This is a genomic window from Psychrobacter sp. CX14, from assembly GCF_057396205.2.
Genome location: NZ_CM183187.1, coordinates 1642436 through 1661533 on the forward strand (window position 1 = coordinate 1642436; position 19098 = coordinate 1661533).

Here is a 19098-nt window from a genome sequence, read left to right on the forward strand (position 1 = left end):
AATACCAAGACTTACTATTAGGAATTAGAATAGCGATTATGATTGGACTTATTGAAGGTAGAGTGTGCCATTTATCTGCACCCGTGGCATGTATTATGACTGCATCTGGGGTGGGCTATGAAGTAGAATTACCATTGCCAGATTTTTGTCAGCTGCATTTAGATGTGCCAGCCGTATTATGGACACATTTGCATGTACGTGAAGATGCACAATTGTTATATGGTTTTTTGAATCAAAGTGAGCGTGATGTGTTTCGTCAATTAATTCGTATTAATGGCGTCGGCGCAAAAATGGCGTTGGCGATGATGTCGACCATGTCAGCACCGGAGTTAAAGCACTGCGTTGAGAGTGATAATGAAGCAGCTTTGGTGAAAGTACCAGGTATTGGTAAAAAGACCGCACAGCGTTTGCTCATTGAGCTAAAAGGTAAATTTGATAACATTGATACCATCGGTACCTTATTCGATGTAACACCTGAGGTTGCAAAAGCAAGAGGCGTCGCTGCTAACGAAGGCATTATATTAGCAGAAGTAGAATCAGCACTTATTAGTCTAGGCTACCGCGATAAAGAAGCGCAAGCTGCGATTAAAGCTGCGCGTGAGACAGAAGCAGGGCAGGATATTGTTAATACTCAAGGCTTACTGAAACTAACCCTGCGTCAGTTGTCTAGCTTTTAATTAAGTTTAGAGTAGATGAGCGGTTAATATTAATACATTAAAAAGGCGTCATAACAGCTTATTAAATTAGCTGCTATGACGCTTTTTTTTAGCTATGTGAACTTGTTATAGCGTGGCTTTGATGACTCTGATTAATCGCTCAACCACCTGATCACTTTCAGTACGGGATAAGTTAAGCGGCGGCAGTAGGCGAACCACATGACCACCAGTGACGTTTAAGATAAGCTGTTCATCGATACGCGCATCATTCACTAAGTTGCTGCAATCTGTGTCTTCAGGTAGTACAACACCGATCATCATACCATGACCACGAGTGGTTACGCCCAAAGAGCCAAGCTCGTTTTGTAGGCTGCTTTGAATGTAATCTCCTTCAGTAGTGGCATTTTGCATGATGTCTGTATTACGTAAAACGTTATATACGCTGTGCACCACGCGGCTACCTAAAGGTGTACCGCCATAGGTAGAGCCATGACTGCCAGCTTGGAATAGGTCACGAGCACGGCCACTGACCATACAGGCACCAATAGGGAACCCATTGCCTAAGCCTTTAGCGGTTGATAACACATCAGGCTTAGCATTGCTGTGCTGATAGGCAAAGTACTTACCGGTACGACCATTACCTGTTTGAACCTCATCTAGCATAAATAACCAGTCATTTTTATCACAAATAGAGCGCACTTGATCTAAATAATTAAAACCATCTTTTGCGGTATTTAAGCCGCCTTCACCTTGAATAGGTTCTAGAAAAACGGCGGTAATATCATCATGTTCTGCAGCGGCCTGATTAATAGCCTCAACATCACCGAAAGGTACACGAATAAAGTCATTATCCAAGGTAAAGAAACCGGCGCGCGCTTTGGGATTTGCTGTCGCAGAAACCGTCAATAAGGTACGGCCATGAAACGCATGCTCCATGACAATCACTTTAGGCTGTTTGAATCCTTTATTATGACCATATAAACGTGCCATCTTTAATGCTGCTTCATTGGCTTCAGCGCCACTATTTGCAAAAAATACGCTATCCATTCCAGCTGCAGTACATAGCGATTCGGCTGCTTTTTCTTGCCAGTCTATTTTGAATAAATTACTGGTATGCACCAAAGTCGCTGCTTGTTCTTGAATGGCTTTGGTCACATCAGGGTGGCAATGACCCAGACCGCAAACAGCGATACCGGTTAATGCATCCAGATAGGCTGTATTATCAGAGGTATAAAGCCAACTGCCTTCGCCACGCTCAAAACTGATAGGCTGCGGTGCATAGGTAGGCATGATATAAGAGTGAGACGCTGACATAGTAAGACCTTTATGATAAATGGAGAATAGAATTAAGAGAGATAAAGGGTGGTGCTAAGTGTTTGGTGTCTGTTGATAGAGCACAAGTCATTAAAGCATAGATTATTAGAGTATAAGTCGTCTATTGCTAGCAAAAAAACTTTTATTCTAATTCTTGTGAAAATGGCGAATCATGTGCGGGCATGCGGTAATCTTCATTGGCCCATGCACCCAAATCTATAAGCTTGCAGCGATCACTGCAAAAGGGTTTATAAGGATTATCTTGCCAGACAGTTGGCTTTTGGCACTGCGGGCAAGGGTAGGTTTTGTGTGTGGAAACAGTCTGATTAGTCATAAATAAGTGTCTTAAAATAATAGGTGGCTTTATAGAATGTTATAATAAGTCATTAAATTATAGCATGAGAGCGTTAGTCCTAATATGGCACCGTCCATAAAGTTATCATGCTTAGTATGTCATGCTAAAGGTATTTTATTTCCTCCATTCCCCATTTAACCAAGTGTGTGCAATACTATGTCTAACTCTCAATTCCCTAAGCAAGTCAAGCCCTCTGTACTGGCTGAGTCCTCATCAACTATTAATGGGCAGGTTAGCCATGATATTCAGGTGAGTCATGACAAGGCGCGTCAATTTAAACCAGAGAAGCTTAATCCGCCGCGAGATTTTGTATTACCAAGTTTTGTGATTGATAAATCGGCCGATGAGCGTCCACTGGTTGTGGAGATTGGGGCAGGTAAAGGCATGCATGCTTGTCTATATGCAAAACAAAATCCGCAGCATGACCTGATTGCCATTGAGCGAACTCAGAATAAATTTACTGCATTTGCTGGACTGGTGGACTCGGTAGTTAAAGAGGTGGTCGAGCTTGATAACTTGCTTGCGGTTCATGCAGACGCTATCCCTTATTGTGTGTATGCACTGCCACCAAAAAGTGTGGATATGATCTATTTGTTGTATCCCAATCCTGAACCTAAAAACCCCAATCAGCAGTGGCTTAATATGCCGTTTTTTGAGTTTTTAGTGTCTCGATTAAAAGCAAAAGGCAAGGTGGTATTGGCCAGTAATATTACAGACTATATTGATAACGCGTATGAGCAAGCGTTAAATACTTGGCATCTGCCCACTCAAAAAAGTGAGATTCCTAAAGAGAGTCGCCGCACCCATTTTGAAATTAAGTATTTGGCACGAGGCGAGATATGTTGGCAGTTAGATATCGTAAAACCTGAAGGCTATGTGACACACTTTGATAATTGGATATCGGATGAGTTAAAAGCGTCTATTAAGTAAGCGCTAATTGCATAAAAAAAGAGACCTTGTTAAGGTCTCTTTTTTATAATTTAATGCATAAATAAGACTAATTAACATGAGGGTCTGAGGTCATGTTAATTGGCACAAATTTACTAATAGTATCATAAGTATTGGTACGCGCATCTAGCACAGTTAAGAAAGTATAGGCACCAATGAATTTACGGCTAATAAACATAAACTCTTTAGGCGGTAGGCTGAATTCACGTGATTGCATGGCGCTACCAGACGTTTCCATTAGTCTTCTGTGTAAGTTGCTGTCTGCCCAGTGATAATAACCTTCATCATCGACAAGCTCATTGGCTGTCTCATTCAGTGACGTCGGCGCTCTAAATGGCTCGGTCGCTAATAAGAAAACATCGGCCATATTGGCTTTAGACTCTTGGGTCATAGTATCAAAGAACTCATAGCCAGTCATCGAGTCCATCATTGACTGCTTGTCATAATAGAAGCCTGCCAGCATAAGATTGCGAGCAATCTTGAGCAGATGATCATCAAACTGACGCATCGCACCAAAATCTAATAAGATTAATTTGTCCTTGCCATCAGGCTTATCGACAGGCTCTGAGCGAATTAGATAGTTACCGAAGTTAGGGTCAGTTTGCATCTCACCCCAAACGAATATCTCATTGAGCATAATGTCAATTGCCGCTTTACCCAGATTATCACGGCGCTGCTGTGATAACGCTTGTAAATTGGCATCCGTAACCGGTACACCTTCTTCATAGCTTAAGCATAAGACTCTATCAGTAGAGTAGGCTTCAAAAACTTGAGGTACCACATAGCGCTCATCTTCTTTTAGACGCTGGTGGAAGCGCTGAGTCGTTGCCGCCTCTGCTTTGTAATCGACCTCAACTTTGAGCAAATCGCTAATTTCATTAAACCACTCATCAAGCGCCTTAGTTTGAGGAACGGCATTGGTAACTTTAAGCAGGTGCTTAAATAAGCTTAAATCTGAGTCTATTGCATCTGCAACGCCAGGATATTGAACTTTTAATACCACTTGCTGACCGGTAGCTTTAATAGTCGCACGATGGACTTGTGCAAGAGAAGCGGTACCGATAGGGGTATGCGAAACCTCTAGCTCATCTAACCGCTGTTGACCCAATTGGTCAAGCAGTGCTCTTTCAACCACAGCCCATGATAGGCTAGCAGTGCTGTCATTTAAACGGTGCAGGGCAGCTGTGATTTCAGGATGTAAAAAGTGCTCGCCATACAATGCCAACATTTGACCAATCTTGACCACAGAGCCCTTTAATTTACCCAATTCATCTGCTAGATAAGCGGCTTGCTCTTTCATAAAGGCTTGATTACGTGAAGCCTTGGCTTCTTTGCTCAAGAACAAGCCACCAAAGCTATTACCCGCCCAGCGTCGGCCTAAATTAAGCGACGTTTTGGCAATGGATAGACGTCTGTCTAATCGAGAAGTTTTGAGCTCACTCATTTCGGTAGGCACTGAGCCAGTTTGACCTTGAGTACTGTCTGGTTCTTGTTCTTGTGTTGGTACGGGTGTTGATGAATTTGACATGATTAAGCCATATTGGAAATAGTGCTCTGCAGCATAAAACCTACCTGCACAGCAATATAAGTAATTAGGATTGGCACTAATAATAGAGTATTAATTTTAATAGGTTATTAGTGACGATACCGCATCGCTATGGTCGATAATAGCATTAAATTAAGCTGCTAAGTAGTCTGTTAACCGAGAAGCAACTGACGCACAGTTAAACATTGTAATTGTCATTTGAAGATAGAGTATCACGAAACCCTTGTATAGCCTAAGCGCTAAAACAGCGTATTGCCTGTAGCTCTATTAGTTGACAATAGATGCGTCTGTAACTGTCTAATTTAGATAAACCAATTTAAAAAAAGCAATCTATTATTTATAAGACAAAAAGCTGCAATATAAAGATAGACCGCTCTTTTTATAACATATATTCCTTTAAGCTAAAGAAACATCTGATTAGTAAATCAATGACTAGTTAGCCACGATTTAGTGCACGGTAACCGATGTCACGGCGATAATGTGCACCATCAAACTGAATAGAAGCAGCACCCTCTAAAGCGGCACGCTGTGCGTTTGCAATGGTATCACCTAATGCGGTTACACATAATACACGGCCACCATTGGTTACCACATGCTTGCCATCGTGCTTAGTGCCGGCATGGAAGACTTTAACCGTATCGTCGTCACCTAATGGCGGTAGACCAGTAATCACATCACCTTTTGATGAACTTTCAGGATAGCCCTTAGATGCCAGTACAATGCCTAATGCTGCGCGGTCATCCCACTTCGCCTCTTTTGGTAGTTTGCCAGCAACGCCTTGTTGAATCAGCTCTACTAATGAGCTTTGCAGGCGCATCATAATTGGCTGAGTTTCTGGATCGCCAAAGCGACAATTAAACTCAATCACGTATGGGTCATTATTTTCATCAATCATAAGACCAGCATACAAAAATCCTGTGTAAGGGTGACCGGCGTCTTTCATAGCCTTAACCACGGGCTCAATAACTTGGCTCATGACCTTTTGATGAACCTCATCGGTAACGACTGGGGCAGGGGAGTAGGCACCCATACCGCCAGTATTAGGACCGGTATCGCCTTCGCCGATACGTTTGTGGTCTTGGCTTGTCGCCATTGGTAGGATATTGTCGCCATCAATCATGCAAATAAAGCTGGCTTCTTCGCCTTGTAAAAACTGCTCTATTACCACACGGCTACCGGCATCACCAAACTTGTTGTCACCTAGCATATCTTCAATGGCTTCATGCGCCTGCTCAACGGTCTCGGCTACAATAACGCCTTTACCAGCAGCAAGACCGTCTGCTTTAACCACGATAGGTGCGCCATTTTCATTAACGTATGCTTTGGCTGCTTCGATATCGGTAAAGCCTTGGTATTTAGCGGTTGGAATGTTGTTTGCTAACATGAATTCTTTAGCAAAGGTTTTTGAGCCTTCTAACTGAGCACAATATGCAGTGGGTCCCCAAGCTGCGATGTTTGCCTTATTACAATCATCTACCAGACCTGCTACTAGCGGCGCTTCTGGGCCAACAACCACTAACTCCACAGTATTGTTTTGACAAAACTGGATTACCGCATCGTGATTGGTGGTATCAAGGTCAATATTTTTACATTTTGGTTCTTGAGTTGTACCTGCGTTGCCATTGGCCACATAGACGGTGTCAACATTGTTGTCTTTTGCACATTGCCAAGCAAGTGCATGTTCACGACCGCCAGAACCAATCACTAAAATATTCATAGAAAACCCTTGTTCGCTTTATAGTTTAATTTACTTGATGAAAATCGAATCGTTAATAAAGAATCCTGCTATTTTATCAAACTCTGCCGTATAGGGGGCAGCTTTGTTGCTTGCTCTTTAGTTAAAAGTGAATGAACGAGCCTTAGAATTCATTTTAATAACAAGGAATTTATTTTAATACCAATGTATAGGGATGCAATCGGTATAATAAGGGATGAATTAAAAATGAACCGCTCAAATGCGAGCTTTTAAAAGGTGTAAATATGCCAAAAATACTCATAATCATCGGAGTTATGCTTGTTGTTATCGGATTGATTTGGACTTTATTTCCAAGTGCTTTGTCTTGGTTTGGCAAATTGCCTGGTGATATCCGTTATGAATCGGGCAATACCCGCGTCTACTTTCCCATTGTGACCATGATTGTGGTGAGCTTGGTACTTAGTATTTTGCTTAATTTATTTAATCGCTAATAGATTGCCCTTCATTATATTAATTAATACCCATTACGCTGTAATTGAGCATCGGTAGTCATCTTGAATTTTTAGGCTAATTTAACCTTTTAAGTTCTAAACTAAGCAGTCTTTTAGCGGCTAATATTCCACACCGGCATGAGAATATTTTGTATAAGTGTATGCCATTCTAAGTGCAGTATGCTATATTACTGCGTTTCACAATTTGCGTAACTTCACGTATCAAATTGTGTATGTCCTCTTGCTTTTGCGCGACCCTTCAAGCTGTAAATTTAATATTTAAGATAACTGCCATGAAAGATATGATTGTTTTAGATCAAGTATATAAAAAATTTCAGACTCAAAAAGATGGCAAACTGCATTGGTTTACAGCTGTCGAGCCTATCTCACTAAACATTAAACAAGGTGAGATTTTTGGTTTGATGGGCTATTCAGGTGCGGGCAAGTCAACATTGCTGCGCCTGATGAATCTGTTAGAGCGTCCAGATGGGGGTACAGTAACCATTGATGGCGAGGTATTAACCAGTCTGAATGCTAAGCAGCTACGTGTGGCGCGCCATAATGTGGGCATGATTTTTCAGCAATTTAATTTGATGTCAAACCGCACTGTTTTTGAGAATGTGGCCTTTAATCTTAAAGTATCCGGCTACGCCAAAAATAACATATATGAGCGGGTTATGGAGTGCTTGGAGATTGTCAATTTAACGGACAGAGCCAATCATTATCCAGCGCAGCTATCTGGCGGCCAAAAGCAGCGTGTGGGTATTGCACGCGCGATTGCACCGAATCCAAAAGTGCTATTGGCGGATGAGCCAACCAGTGCGCTTGACCCTGCGACAACGCGGGCGCTACTAAGCACATTAAAAGAAGTGAATAAAAGATTAGGGGTGACAATCGTTATCGTAACTCACGAAATGAGTGTGATTCGCCGCATTTGTAACCGCGCAGCGCTGTTACACAATGGGCATTTATTAGAGGTGGCTGAGATTGTTGATGGTCAAATTATCGCGAACACTGAAATTGGCAGCGGCCTAGTTCAGGAGGATTAAACAATGTTAGCAGTGACTTTTAATGATGCCTACGCCCGTCTATGGGAACTTCGAAAAGAGATTTGGCAAGCGACTATCGACACTTTTGTCATGCTTGGTATTTCGACCACAGCAGCCATTATTATCGGTGGTTTGTTTGGTGTGTTTTTGTTTTTGACCAGTGATAAGCAGCTTCTACAAAATAGATCGCTGTATGCCATATTGGGCGGCGTTACCAACTTTATGCGCGCATTCCCCTTTGTCATCTTGATGATTGCAATGAGTCCGTTTACTAAGTCGTTAATTGGCACCAGTATCGGACCGGTTGCAGCATCCTTGGTATTGGCTATTGCAGGCTCGTTTTATTTTGCACGTCTTGTCGAGCAAAACTTACGCGAAGTACCACGTGGTATTGTTGAGGCTAGTGAGTCGATGGGCGCCAGTCCGATGACTATTATTAAAGTGCTGTTAACCGAAGCACGTTCAGGTCTCGTCCTGTCAGTGACTATTTTATGTATTAGTTTGCTGTCATATTCAGCGGCAGCCGGTATGATTGGCGGTGGCGGTCTGGGTGACCTCGCGATTCGTTATGGTTACTACCGTTATCAAACCGAAGTAATGATATTTATTGTCGTTATGTTGTCAGTGATGGTGATTGGTATTCAAGGTTTGGGTAACTGGCTTGCGACAAAATTAGATAAGCGTTAATTAAGCAATTAGATTTTCAATCCGTAAGATATGACTTTTAATAAAAGGAAGATGTCATGAATTTAGCACAAATCCGTCGTAACGTTTTAGCCGCTGCAGCTGTAGCTGGTGTTTCAGGTTTGGTATTGGTTGGTTGTAGTAGCAATGACAATGCAGCAGATGAAAGCATTGCCGCATCAGACGAGAAAACCAGTATTGTGATCGGTACCACTGAAGGCGATTTCGCTGATATGGTTCGTGACCAAGTAAAAGGTGAGCTAGAAGCCCAAGGTTACGAAGTGAAGCTAACCACTTTTACTGATTACGTACGTCCAAACTTGGCGCTAGCGGAAGGTGATTTAGACATCAATATCTTCCAGCATAAGCCTTACTTAGATACGTTCAAAGCAGAAAATAACCTTGATTTGGTTGAAGTATTCCAAGTACCGACCGCACCACTAGGCATCTACTCAGGTAAAAAGACTTCATTAGAAGATGCTTATGATGGTATGAAGGTATCTGCGCCAAACGATCCAAGTAACTTTGCGCGTGCATTGGTTATGATGAATGACTTAGGCTGGATTACATTAAAAGATAACGTTGATCCATTAACTGCATCTAAGTCTGATATTGCTACTAACCCAATGAACATCGATATCGTTGAATTAGAAGCCGCTCAATTGCCACGTGCTCGTGACGAAGTAGACTTTGCCGTTATCAATGGTAACTATGCGACAGACGCAGGTATTAACTTAACAGATGCGTTATACCAAGAAAAAAGCTTTGCTTATGTGAACTGGTCAGCGGTTCGTGCAGAAGACAAAGATGCGAAATGGGTGAAAGATGTAGAAGCAGCTTATAATTCACCAAGCTTCAAGACGTATGCTCACGAAACCTTCCCAGGCTACAAATATCCTAAGATTTGGGGTGAAGAGCAAGAAGGCGAAGCCGAAACAACAGGTGAGAATGCGCCTCAGTAATGTTTAATAGGACTTTATGTCTTTAAGCATAAAAAAACCTAGCAATTGCTAGGTTTTTTTATAGGTGATGGATTATTTTATAAAAAATAATCCATCACCTTATTTGTAGATAAAGATTTATTTGCTGTCTAAACGGATAACTTGTCTATCGCCTTGTTGCTGGATAGGGCGATTATTACCCGTATACAGTTGGCTAAGCATGGCAAGCTCAGTACTTGAAACTGCTAATGGCTTATCCGCAACAAACCATTGCACTTGTTCTGAACACGGCGGGGTAGTCAATGAGCCGGCATAGTTATAAAAGCTGCTGTGCATTGGCAGTAATGTGGTTAAGTCAACGCCAGTCACTAAAGCAGGTTCGTCAGTTTGAGTGACGATTTTACTAATCTGTGTCAGATTGCCTAATGCATTGGTGGCTGACGTTGGATTTAACATGACACCGATAACGGCTAACTCGCCTGCCGCATTGGCATGGACAAAATGAACTTCGGCAGGATAATTAACACCAGCAAATTGGTGCTCACTTGGCGCATGATAGTGGAATTGGAGTAAGGTGAAAGTTTCACCATTGATAAGCGTGGTGTTATTGCCGCTTTTTGGCGTATAAACAATAGTGTGTCCGTTATGACTAATCTCTATATCAGAAACGCCAAAGCTGATACTAGGCGCTGCATCAGTACTGCTTAAAACACGAGTAATATTAATAGGCGACTGCTGTTTGCCGATTGAGCAAGTCTCATTACCATGGACATCACCCCAATATTCTGGACCCATATTACCGGTGTAGCCCCAAGTGGCTTCATGTGAGTCATCATGAGCGTTAGACTGCTTATGGTCAGTCGTCACTGACGAGCTGTTTGCGGGGGAGTGTTGTAAAGGTTGGGTGTTGTTACAAGCACTAAGTCCCAATGAGGCGATAAGAGCAAGCGTAATGGTCGAAAGAGTAGTGTGGTTCATGGTATTTCATCCTGAAATAAGTAAATTAATAAAATCGTGCTGTTTATAAATGATGAGAAATTAGCGTAAGTAGCAGTACTTACTGAAATATCTACAATTGTTAGGTTAGAAGACAATGGCAGTATACAAGGGTATCCGTACTATTATTATCGCTATTTAATAAGAAGTAAGGTCAGTGAGTGGTCAGACAGTTATGGCATTTGTGTGAGTTTTGTGTAATGTTTAACTATTTAAAAACGTTAAGTAATTAACGCTAAAAGAGGTCGCCGCTAATATAGCGATAAATAAAATCGAGTTTTGGGCCGAATTTTGTTAAACTGCTGCTACGCTTAAGGACGTTTTATTAACTGCTGATTTTGACACTTTATGATATCTGATAGTATGCCCGCATCAATGCCCAACTCTCAGCAACAACCAACGTTTGATAATGCGTTGACGGCTGAAGTATCGCCTGTACTGGCTCAGCAGCGTCACATCATGGCGTTAATGGGTCTTGATATTTGGGTACAGCGTGACACACCAACACGCAGTGTTGATTATGAAGCGATTTCTAAGCAGCAAAGCCGCCTGCAGATGGCGCAGACTTATAGACTGAATGACTCGCAGCAGCCAGTGGCAGGCGAGCAAACAACGTCAGACCCCTCAGCATTATCTGGGTGGAATCAGGGTCCGTCTTCTACGCAGCCTTCTTTAAATCCAACAGTTGAGTCTAATCAATCGGCAAATGGTTTATCCAGCCTGCAATATCAGCAACCAACTGTTGAGCAAAGAGAGGGTCAGCCTGAATCTAATCCGCATCAAAGCCGTGAGAAGTTACACCACAACCCGATTGCTGCGTTAAAAGAAAAAATTATCCCTGATGCGGAAGCGCAAGAAGCGGCGGCTGAAAACAAAAAAACCAAGATAGAGTTGGTGGATGCCTTTGATATTCTGGGTGTTCATTATCAAAATTGGGTGCTACTGGTCAATGCCAAAGCTTTAAGTGAAAGTGATGCGGCTGTCTCCCAGTTATGGGATAGCCTATTAAATGCACTATCGCTTAAGCCGCAGCATCAGAAATTCCCAATCTGTGAAGGCATTATGGACAAAGAATCTGCCAATGCCAGTGTAGCCGGATTTATCTTCTGCCTAGCCAAAACAGACAAAGTTAAGGTGGCAGCACTAACCGATTTGCCTAAAGGTATAGAGGTCAATCAAATGGTATCGACGCCATCATTGGCAGACATGCTAGCCGATAGCCGCCAGAAAAAGGTGTTGTGGCAGTTGTTAAACGATAACTAATTCATCGTGCTACTATCCGCTATTTAGCTAATTTTCCATTATTTCCTATAAAATTATCTTCTCTAAAACCTTTCTTTAATCAATCGGTCATCAAACGCGAATAATTATCCATACTGTACAGTAGCGGATATCAAGCTATTAGCGCTATTTATCTAATATCGGTTTGTATTATACTTATAGCGCTATTGTCTATTATAAAAGACGGTAAATCATCTTTTGTAATGGACAGTAGACGCTGCATTTCCCCTTATTCTTATTTTTAGTAGGAACATTATGAGTAACCATCCTTCAACATCAACTGAAAGTTTGCACCGTTTACATAACTTTTGTGCCGGTCCTGCCTCGTTACCGACCGAGGTTCTATTAAAGGCGCAGGCCGAAATGCTAGATTGGCATGGCAAGGGTGTGTCAGTGATGGAAATGAGTCACCGTAGCAGTGACTATGTGGGTGTTGCAGGACGTGCAGAGCAAAGCTTACGCCGCTTAATGCAAATACCAGACAACTACAAGGTATTGTTCTTACAAGGCGGTGCGACGTTGCAATTCTCAGCCATTCCGCTTAATTTATTGACCGATAAGGGCACCGCTGATTATCTAACCACAGGAGCGTGGTCAGGCAAAGCCATCAAAGAGGCGAAGCGCTATGCTGCTCTTGGCTTAGGTGAGGTTAATGAGGTGGCTTCAAGCAAAGACTCAAATTTCACAACCGTTCCAGACAGAAGGGATTGGCAGTTGACTGAGGGCGCGCGGTATTTCCACTATTGTGCCAATGAAACCATCCACGGGGTGCAAATATTCGAGACGCCAGAGGTTGATGCACCGATTATCGCTGATATGTCCTCTTGTATCTTATCTGAGCCAGTTGATGTGTCCAAGTTTGGTCTGCTTTATGCCGGCGCGCAAAAGAATATCGGTCCAGCAGGTTTGGTTATTGTGATTGTGCGTGAAGATCTGATTGGTAAAGCGAGCAAATGGTGCCCTGCATTAATGGATTATGCCAATCAGGCCAATAAGGATTCGATGCTTAACACGCCAGCGACGTACTCTTGGTACTTAGCAGGACTGGTATTTGAATGGTTAGAGGAGCAGGGCGGTTTAGAGGCCATGTCGAAGCACAATCATCAAAAGGCAGAGCTGCTTTATAAAACCATTGATGACACTGATTTTTATCAAAATAATGTGGACACCCGATATCGCTCTATTATGAATGTGCCCTTTACTTTAAAAGACAGCAGTTTAGATGCAGCCTTCCTATCTGAAGCAGAGCAAGCCGGACTGCTTAATCTAAAAGGTCACCGCGATGTGGGCGGCATGCGGGCCAGTATTTATAATGCGGTGAGCCTTGAGTCTGTTCAAGTCTTATGCGACTTTATGACAGCATTTGCTAAAAAGCACGCTTAGGATAATCTCGATACGGATTTTCGGAGAAATAAATGAGTCACTGGGTTAGCAAGTTTAAATACACCATTATGGCAGCGACTTTGCTGTCAGGTGTGTTAAGCATGGCTGCGCAAAATGCGGCTGCTGACCCGATTACCGTGACAGCACTGGCGCAGAACAGTAGTGCTTCTTATACCGGCGTGACTCATTTACCGTATGCCAATCCAAAGGCGCCCAAAGGCGGTACATTGTCATTGGCAGCGATAGGGACGTTTAATAGTGCCAATCCATGGATGACCACTGGTGTTGCCATGTCGGGTACACAGTATCTGTATGATACTTTGATGACCAGCTCGTTAGATGAGTCATATGTGATATATCCACAGTTGGCAGAAAAAGTCACCTACGACACGGATGACACCAGTTGGGTGATTTATCATATTCATCCAAAAGCGAAGTTCTGGGATGGCACGCCAGTGACTAGCGATGATGTGAAAGCTACTTTCGATGCGTTATTGACTAAAGGACCGATGCACATTCGTAGTTATCTGGGCTCCATTGATAGAGTCGAGGCACTGGATAAGCATCGGGCTAAGTTTTATTTCAAATCTGATGATAATAAAGAAATTCTGCTAATAGTTGGCCAGTTTCCTATTTTTGGTAAAGACTCAGTTGATAAATACTTCGATACGTTGACCCTAAAACCGCTGCTCGGTAGTGGACCTTATAAGATTGCAAAGCTGCAAGAGGGGCGAAGTGTCACTTATCAGCGTGACCCTAATTATTGGGGCCAAAATATCATGGCCAATAAAGGGCGCTTTAATTTTGATTTTATTAAATACATTTATTACGGTAATGAAGAGACCGCTTTAGAGGGCTTTAAAGTCGGTCAGTATCAGTTCCGTCAAGAGAGTGTAGCCAGAAAGTGGGCTACGGCTTATAATTTTCCGGCAGTCAAAGCGGGACTGATTAATAAAGAAGAGATTGTGACCACCACGCCTGTGGTGATGCAAGGTATCGTGATGAATCTGCGTCACGATATCTTCTCGGATATTCGTGTACGACAAGCGCTGACCGAGGCGTTTGATTTTGAGCTGATGAATAAGACGTTGTTTTATAATCAGTATGAGCGTTTGGATAGCTATTTTTATGGCTCAGAATTGGCAGCAACGGGTAAGCCGGATAGCCAAGAGATGGCAGTACTAAGGCCATTACTGCCCAAGCTTGAACCGATTCAAAGGCAAGCGGCAGTACAAGAGTGGCAGTTGGCTAAGTCAGATGGACAAGGTTATCACCGTGAAGCGTTACTGCGAGCACGTCAAAAGCTATTAGATGCCGGATTCTATTATCAAGATATGAAGCTGTATCAGCCAAATGGTGAGCTGGCCAAGCTTGAGATATTATTGGGCAGTGACAAGCTCAGCCGAGTGTTTTTACCTTATGTACGCAATCTAAAAAGATTAGGGTTTGATGCCTCTATTCGTTTGGTGGATCAGCCGCAATATTTGGAGCGTCTTCGCCGTTTTGATTACGATATGATTATGGCCAGCTTTCCGCAAAGCTTATCACCGGGCAGTGAACAAAGTTATCTGTGGGGCAGTGCGTCGGCAGATGAGATCGGCAACAATAATTATAGCGGCATCAAAAATGAAGCCATTGATGAGGTCATTGCCAAGCTGACTTATGCGAAAAGCCGTGAGGAGATTGTCCTTTACACCAAGGTCTTAGATCGACTACTACGGGCAGGCTATTATATTGTCCCCATGTACGGCACATCGCGTACCCGAGTGGCTTATTGGGATAAATACCGTCATGTTGAAGATTTGCCCGACAATGCCATCGGTATAGATTATTGGTGGGTGGATAAAGCAGCTGAGAATAAAGTGACTAATTATTTGCACTAGAGGGTTGTTAAATAACTTATTAAACCACAGTTAAAGGGTTCAATAATTAAAAGACAATATCTAAAAAACACTATATAAGCAAGCACCTATAAGCTAAATAGATAAGCGCTTTAAATAGATAACTGCTATAAATAGGGGCTATAACAATCTAAGCCGGCAGGTCACATCATGCGTCAGAGGTGGTATTATAAGCCGTCTAAAATACATTTAATTAACAGGAAGCGGTATGAGCTTAATTATCACGCCTATTCGAACGTTTACAGATAACTATGTTTGGGCATTAGTCAACGATACGAATAAACAAGCGATTGTGGTAGATCCGGGTCAAGCAGGTCCGGTAGCTCAATACATTAAAGAGTATGATCTGGATTTGACAGCAATTTGGATTACTCACCACCACCATGATCACATTGGCGGTGTGGCTGAGCTACGTGAATTGTTCCCCATGACCCATGTGGTTGCAGGCGCAGAGCACAGCGTCAACCCAGATCAAGTGGTCAAAGAGGGCAGCTCTATTAATGTGTGGGGTTACTCCACTCAAGTTTGGGCAGTGCCTGGGCATACTGAGCATCATCTGGCCTATATCTTAGAAAAAGACGGTCAAAAGCAAGTATTCTGTGGGGATACCTTATTTAGTGCTGGCTGCGGACGTGTCTTTACTGGGACCATCGAGCAGTTATTCGACAGTTTAAAGCGCTTTAATAAACTACCCAAAGAGAGCTTATTTTATCCAGCTCACGAATATACCGCAGCCAATCTTAAATTTGGCTTGACGATTGAGCCTGACAATAGAGTCATGCAGCAAACGTTGGTAGAAGTTGAAGAGATGACTGCAGCAGGTAAGGCATCACTGCCCGTCACCCTAGAGCATGAAAGACAGGTTAACGTATTTTTGCGTACCGATGAAGAGAGCGTGATTGAAGGTGCCAGCAAGCAGCAAGCCTTACCAGATACCAAGCCATTGACCGTGTTTAGTGCGCTGCGTTCGCTTAAAGATAACTTTTAACGTCTAAATAAATCAGGTTCTTTAGACTTAAAAATAACCAGTGTTTAATATCAAAAGCGGGTCGCTGCCATCGATGGCAGCGATAATCAGATAGGCAATACAGTTAGGATTTAACATTATGGGTCGTTATATTTTAAAACGTCTATTGCTGATTATACCGACGCTATTTTTGATTTTATTGGCTAACTTTGTCTTAGTGCAAGCCGCACCGGGTGGTCCTGTTGAGCAGCAAATCGCTCAGATTGAGCAGGCACAAGTATTCGGGGATGCTGTAGGCACCCAAATGAGTAGCAAAAACGGCCTAGAAGAAAGTGGTTATCGCGGCTCGCGAGGTCTGTCTGATGAGATGGTAGAAGCCATCAAAACTCAATATGGATTTGACAAGCCGGCACATGAACGGTTCTGGCTGATGATAAAAAGTTATGCCCGTTTAGATTTTGGTGAGTCATTCTTCAAAGGCAAGCCGGTTACTGAACTCATTATCGATAAACTGCCTGTGTCGATATCGTTAGGGCTTTGGAGTACGCTGCTGATTTACCTGATTGCCATACCACTGGGTATTTATAAAGCCATGCATAATGGTTCGGGCATGGACAAATTAACCGCGGTCATGTTGGCTGTGGGTCATGCTGTACCAGTTTTTGTATTCGGGGTTATTTTGTTAGTGTTATTTGCTGGTGGTAGCTATTGGCAGCTATTCCCTTTGCAAGGTCTCGTCTCCGAGAACTTCGATCAGCTTAGCGCTCTTGGTAAGATTAAAGATTACTTTTGGCATTTGGCGCTGCCATTGATTGCCAGTACAGTTGGCGGTTTTGCAGGGCTGACTTACCTGACCAAATTTAGCTTTATGGAAGAGCTATCCAAACAATATGTGCTAACTGCTAGAGCCAAAGGGGTTAGCGGTAACCGCGTATTATATGGTCATGTGTTTCGCAATGCCATGCTCATTATGACTGCTGGCGTGCCTGCCGCTATTGTGGGTATCTTTTTTACCGGTAATTTCTTGATTGAAATCATATTTAAATTAGATGGTCTTGGACTGCTTGGCTTTGAGGCAATTCAACAGCGTGATTATCCGGTTATCTTTGGTACCTTATTTATCTTTACCTTAGTAGGGTTGTTACTACAGCTTATCAGCGATATCAGCTACCATCTGATTGACCCTAGAATTGACTTTGAGGGGCGCTAATCGATGACAGCAACCTCAAATACGCCAAATGCAAACCCACCAAATAACAATAATGTGAACAATCCTGCATCTGAGGTGACCAAACCCTCTTGGATTAACCCTGTGTGGCGCGCACGTCTTAACCGCTTTAAAAGAAACAAACTGGGCGTTATTGCGCTAGGATTGTTTCTTATCATATTCGTTATCTGTATGGGTGCTAATTTTGTCGCCAATGACAAACCCTTAGTTGTTAAATATCAAAATGACTGGTATTTCCCTGTTTTTAAGGCCTATTCAGAAACAGCTTTTGGCGGTGTGTTTGAAACCGAAGCCAATTATAAAGACCCTGCGGTTAGACAGATGATTGAAAAGTCAGGCTTTATGGTCATGCCGCCCATCGAGTTTGCTGATCAGACACCTAGCGTGGAGATTGCACAGCCTTATCCTGCACCGCCTAATGCGGCTAACTGGCTCGGTACCGATGATACAGGCCGTGATGTGCTTGCCCGTATTTTATATGGTATGCGTATCTCCTTGTTGTTTGGTTTAGCACTGACGATAGCAGGGTCACTGATTGGGATCGTGCTCGGAGCAGTACAAGGCTATTTTGGAGGTTGGCTTGATTTAATTGGTCAACGCTTTATGGAAGTGTGGGCAGGGCTGCCGCAGCTGTTTATGATTATTATTCTAGTGAGCTTATTTAGCCCAAGCGTTTGGGTATTATTCGGCCTAATGCTGTTATTTGGTTGGATGAGTTTGGTGGGACTGGTTAGAGCGGAGTTTTTGCGAGCACGTAATTTTGATTATGTCAGAGCAGCACGTAATTTAGGTGTGTCAGATACACGTATTATGCTGCGTCATATTCTGCCCAATGCGCTAGCATCAAGCTTATCGCAGCTGCCGTTTATTTTGACTGCTAATATTATTGCACTCACCTCGCTGGATTTTTTAGGCTACGGGCTACCACCAGGCTCACCCTCATTGGGCGAGCTGATGACACAAGGCAAGAATAACCTAGATGCCCCTTGGTTGGCCTTATCGGCATTTTTTAGCTTAACCATTGTGTTATCACTGTTGATATTTATTGGTGAAGCCTTGCGTGATGCGTTCGATCCAAGGGGTTAGATTCAGATAGTTCTATATTAATTATTGCCGCTGTTTCACATTACTGGCAACGGAAGTTGATGGTGTATTCAAAGTCATCATCACGTGATAAATCTGGCTTACCAGAACCAAGGACAACGCCTGCGATAGAACCTACTTGGTCAATCATACGGCCGGTACGCTCATCAAATACGCCATTATAGGTTACCTTATCGGTTAGGATAATTGGTTGACGGCGACCACAGGTCTTACTCGCACTGGCTAAAGCATTTTCTTGAGCCTGTACTTTGGTTTTGCCAATACCTGTGGTTTCAAAGGTAGAGTTTGCACGCTGCATTACGGGCGCAGTCGGTGTTGACTGACAGGCCGCAAGAGCTAGCGTAGCAGCGGCCAAAAACCCTAAAGTCGTTAGTTTGGTTGTTGTGTTTGATACAGAGATAGTCATGGTTAACCTTCAAAAAAGTATGTTAATGATCCGTTATTAGCTTACGCCATTATAAAGGATTATAGTGTCATAAACGCTAAGATGTAGGATAAAAGTGTTGAGCTTGTTTCGGCAATGTAACATAACAGACAAGAGCTAAATTCAATCACGCC

The 19098-nt window shown here is 42.9% G+C and carries 18 protein-coding genes; 12 read left to right on the forward strand and 6 right to left on the reverse strand.

Annotation, left to right across the window (positions count from 1 at the left end; genetic code table 11):
- Positions 1 to 38 precede the first annotated feature (38 nt).
- Positions 39 to 677 carry a Holliday junction branch migration protein RuvA gene (ruvA, locus tag AC2SLO_RS06775; RefSeq protein ID WP_486541355.1) on the forward strand — a complete coding sequence of 213 codons (639 nt, stop codon included), beginning with the start codon at positions 39 to 41 and terminating at the stop codon, positions 675 to 677.
- 105 nt (positions 678 to 782) lie between these two features.
- Here ruvA and AC2SLO_RS06780 read toward each other — a convergent pair whose 3' ends face one another.
- Together AC2SLO_RS06780 and AC2SLO_RS06785 are read right to left on the reverse strand one after the other, a co-directional pair.
- Positions 783 to 1970 (reverse strand): aspartate aminotransferase family protein, encoded by a 1188-nt coding sequence (locus AC2SLO_RS06780; RefSeq protein WP_486541353.1) that lies wholly within the window; start codon positions 1968 to 1970, stop codon positions 783 to 785.
- 142 nt (positions 1971 to 2112) lie between these two features.
- Positions 2113 to 2304: a DNA gyrase inhibitor YacG gene (locus AC2SLO_RS06785; protein ID WP_486541351.1), complete on the reverse strand. Its 192-nt coding sequence runs from the start codon at positions 2302 to 2304 to the stop codon at positions 2113 to 2115.
- 177 nt (positions 2305 to 2481) lie between these two features.
- On the opposite strand from AC2SLO_RS06785, the gene AC2SLO_RS06790 reads away from it, so the two are divergent.
- A complete protein-coding gene (locus AC2SLO_RS06790; RefSeq protein ID WP_486541349.1) occupies positions 2482 to 3255 on the forward strand; it encodes a class I SAM-dependent methyltransferase in 774 nt (257 codons plus the stop codon).
- Between the two features lie 67 nt (positions 3256 to 3322).
- Here AC2SLO_RS06790 and AC2SLO_RS06795 read toward each other — a convergent pair whose 3' ends face one another.
- Positions 3323 to 4801: an ABC1 kinase family protein gene (locus tag AC2SLO_RS06795; protein WP_486541347.1), complete on the reverse strand. Its 1479-nt coding sequence runs from the start codon at positions 4799 to 4801 to the stop codon at positions 3323 to 3325.
- A 454-nt stretch (positions 4802 to 5255) separates the two neighbouring features.
- Entirely contained in the window at positions 5256 to 6536 is a 1281-nt protein-coding gene (gene purD, locus AC2SLO_RS06800) for a phosphoribosylamine--glycine ligase (RefSeq protein WP_486541345.1), read from the reverse strand.
- A 263-nt stretch (positions 6537 to 6799) separates the two neighbouring features.
- Between purD and AC2SLO_RS06805 the strand changes: the two genes are divergently transcribed.
- The 4 genes from AC2SLO_RS06805 to AC2SLO_RS06820 all read left to right on the forward strand — a co-directional run bounded on the left by AC2SLO_RS06805 (position 6800) and on the right by AC2SLO_RS06820 (position 9701).
- On the forward strand, positions 6800 to 7006 hold the full coding sequence (locus AC2SLO_RS06805; RefSeq protein ID WP_486541343.1) for a DUF2905 domain-containing protein: 207 nt from the start codon (positions 6800 to 6802) through the stop codon (positions 7004 to 7006).
- A 293-nt stretch (positions 7007 to 7299) separates the two neighbouring features.
- Complete coding sequence (locus tag AC2SLO_RS06810) at positions 7300 to 8055, forward strand: methionine ABC transporter ATP-binding protein (protein WP_486541341.1); 756 nt, start codon at positions 7300 to 7302, stop codon at positions 8053 to 8055.
- A gap of 3 nt (positions 8056 to 8058) precedes the next feature.
- Entirely contained in the window at positions 8059 to 8742 is a 684-nt protein-coding gene (locus AC2SLO_RS06815; protein ID WP_486541339.1) for a methionine ABC transporter permease, read from the forward strand.
- A 56-nt stretch (positions 8743 to 8798) separates the two neighbouring features.
- A complete protein-coding gene (locus tag AC2SLO_RS06820; RefSeq protein ID WP_486541337.1) occupies positions 8799 to 9701 on the forward strand; it encodes a MetQ/NlpA family ABC transporter substrate-binding protein in 903 nt (300 codons plus the stop codon).
- Between the two features lie 117 nt (positions 9702 to 9818).
- Here the strand turns inward: AC2SLO_RS06820 and AC2SLO_RS06825 are convergent, their stop codons facing one another.
- Complete coding sequence (locus AC2SLO_RS06825) at positions 9819 to 10658, reverse strand: carbonic anhydrase (protein ID WP_486541335.1); 840 nt, start codon at positions 10656 to 10658, stop codon at positions 9819 to 9821.
- A gap of 381 nt (positions 10659 to 11039) precedes the next feature.
- On the opposite strand from AC2SLO_RS06825, the gene AC2SLO_RS06830 reads away from it, so the two are divergent.
- The 6 genes from AC2SLO_RS06830 (at position 11040) to AC2SLO_RS06855 (ending at position 18522) form a co-directional block, all read left to right on the forward strand.
- Entirely contained in the window at positions 11040 to 11939 is a 900-nt protein-coding gene (locus AC2SLO_RS06830; protein WP_486541333.1) for a hypothetical protein, read from the forward strand.
- 273 nt (positions 11940 to 12212) lie between these two features.
- On the forward strand, positions 12213 to 13340 hold the full coding sequence (gene serC / locus AC2SLO_RS06835) for a 3-phosphoserine/phosphohydroxythreonine transaminase (RefSeq protein WP_486541331.1): 1128 nt from the start codon (positions 12213 to 12215) through the stop codon (positions 13338 to 13340).
- Positions 13341 to 13372: 32 nt separating this feature from the next.
- Positions 13373 to 15223: an ABC transporter substrate-binding protein gene (locus AC2SLO_RS06840; RefSeq protein ID WP_495637060.1), complete on the forward strand. Its 1851-nt coding sequence runs from the start codon at positions 13373 to 13375 to the stop codon at positions 15221 to 15223.
- 226 nt (positions 15224 to 15449) lie between these two features.
- Positions 15450 to 16229 (forward strand): hydroxyacylglutathione hydrolase, encoded by a 780-nt coding sequence (gene gloB, locus AC2SLO_RS06845; protein ID WP_486541329.1) that lies wholly within the window; start codon positions 15450 to 15452, stop codon positions 16227 to 16229.
- 118 nt (positions 16230 to 16347) lie between these two features.
- On the forward strand, positions 16348 to 17418 hold the full coding sequence (locus tag AC2SLO_RS06850) for a microcin C ABC transporter permease YejB (protein ID WP_486541328.1): 1071 nt from the start codon (positions 16348 to 16350) through the stop codon (positions 17416 to 17418).
- Positions 17419 to 17511: 93 nt separating this feature from the next.
- On the forward strand, positions 17512 to 18522 hold the full coding sequence (locus AC2SLO_RS06855) for an ABC transporter permease (protein WP_486541419.1): 1011 nt from the start codon (positions 17512 to 17514) through the stop codon (positions 18520 to 18522).
- A gap of 40 nt (positions 18523 to 18562) precedes the next feature.
- Here the strand turns inward: AC2SLO_RS06855 and AC2SLO_RS06860 are convergent, their stop codons facing one another.
- The gene (locus AC2SLO_RS06860) at positions 18563 to 18946 is read right to left on the reverse strand and encodes a hypothetical protein (RefSeq protein WP_486541325.1); all 384 of its coding nucleotides are present in this window, start codon (positions 18944 to 18946) and stop codon (positions 18563 to 18565) included.
- Between the last annotated feature and the right edge of the window lie 152 nt (positions 18947 to 19098).

Bases quoted from the DNA above. Each gene is read 5' to 3' on its own strand.
- ruvA (WP_486541355.1), top strand. From the start codon at position 39: ATGATTGGACTTATTGAAGGTAGAGTGTGCCATTTATCTGCACCCGTG.
- AC2SLO_RS06780 (WP_486541353.1), bottom strand. From the start codon at position 1,970: ATGTCAGCGTCTCACTCTTATATCATGCCTACCTATGCACCGCAGCCT.
- AC2SLO_RS06785 (WP_486541351.1), bottom strand. From the start codon at position 2,304: ATGACTAATCAGACTGTTTCCACACACAAAACCTACCCTTGCCCGCAG.
- AC2SLO_RS06790 (WP_486541349.1), top strand. From the start codon at position 2,482: ATGTCTAACTCTCAATTCCCTAAGCAAGTCAAGCCCTCTGTACTGGCT.
- AC2SLO_RS06795 (WP_486541347.1), bottom strand. From the start codon at position 4,801: ATGTCAAATTCATCAACACCCGTACCAACACAAGAACAAGAACCAGAC.
- purD (WP_486541345.1), bottom strand. From the start codon at position 6,536: ATGAATATTTTAGTGATTGGTTCTGGCGGTCGTGAACATGCACTTGCT.
- AC2SLO_RS06805 (WP_486541343.1), top strand. From the start codon at position 6,800: ATGCCAAAAATACTCATAATCATCGGAGTTATGCTTGTTGTTATCGGA.
- AC2SLO_RS06810 (WP_486541341.1), top strand. From the start codon at position 7,300: ATGAAAGATATGATTGTTTTAGATCAAGTATATAAAAAATTTCAGACT.
- AC2SLO_RS06815 (WP_486541339.1), top strand. From the start codon at position 8,059: ATGTTAGCAGTGACTTTTAATGATGCCTACGCCCGTCTATGGGAACTT.
- AC2SLO_RS06820 (WP_486541337.1), top strand. From the start codon at position 8,799: ATGAATTTAGCACAAATCCGTCGTAACGTTTTAGCCGCTGCAGCTGTA.
- AC2SLO_RS06825 (WP_486541335.1), bottom strand. From the start codon at position 10,658: ATGAACCACACTACTCTTTCGACCATTACGCTTGCTCTTATCGCCTCA.
- AC2SLO_RS06830 (WP_486541333.1), top strand. From the start codon at position 11,040: ATGCCCGCATCAATGCCCAACTCTCAGCAACAACCAACGTTTGATAAT.
- serC (WP_486541331.1), top strand. From the start codon at position 12,213: ATGAGTAACCATCCTTCAACATCAACTGAAAGTTTGCACCGTTTACAT.
- AC2SLO_RS06840 (WP_495637060.1), top strand. From the start codon at position 13,373: ATGAGTCACTGGGTTAGCAAGTTTAAATACACCATTATGGCAGCGACT.
- gloB (WP_486541329.1), top strand. From the start codon at position 15,450: ATGAGCTTAATTATCACGCCTATTCGAACGTTTACAGATAACTATGTT.
- AC2SLO_RS06850 (WP_486541328.1), top strand. From the start codon at position 16,348: ATGGGTCGTTATATTTTAAAACGTCTATTGCTGATTATACCGACGCTA.
- AC2SLO_RS06860 (WP_486541325.1), bottom strand. From the start codon at position 18,946: ATGACTATCTCTGTATCAAACACAACAACCAAACTAACGACTTTAGGG.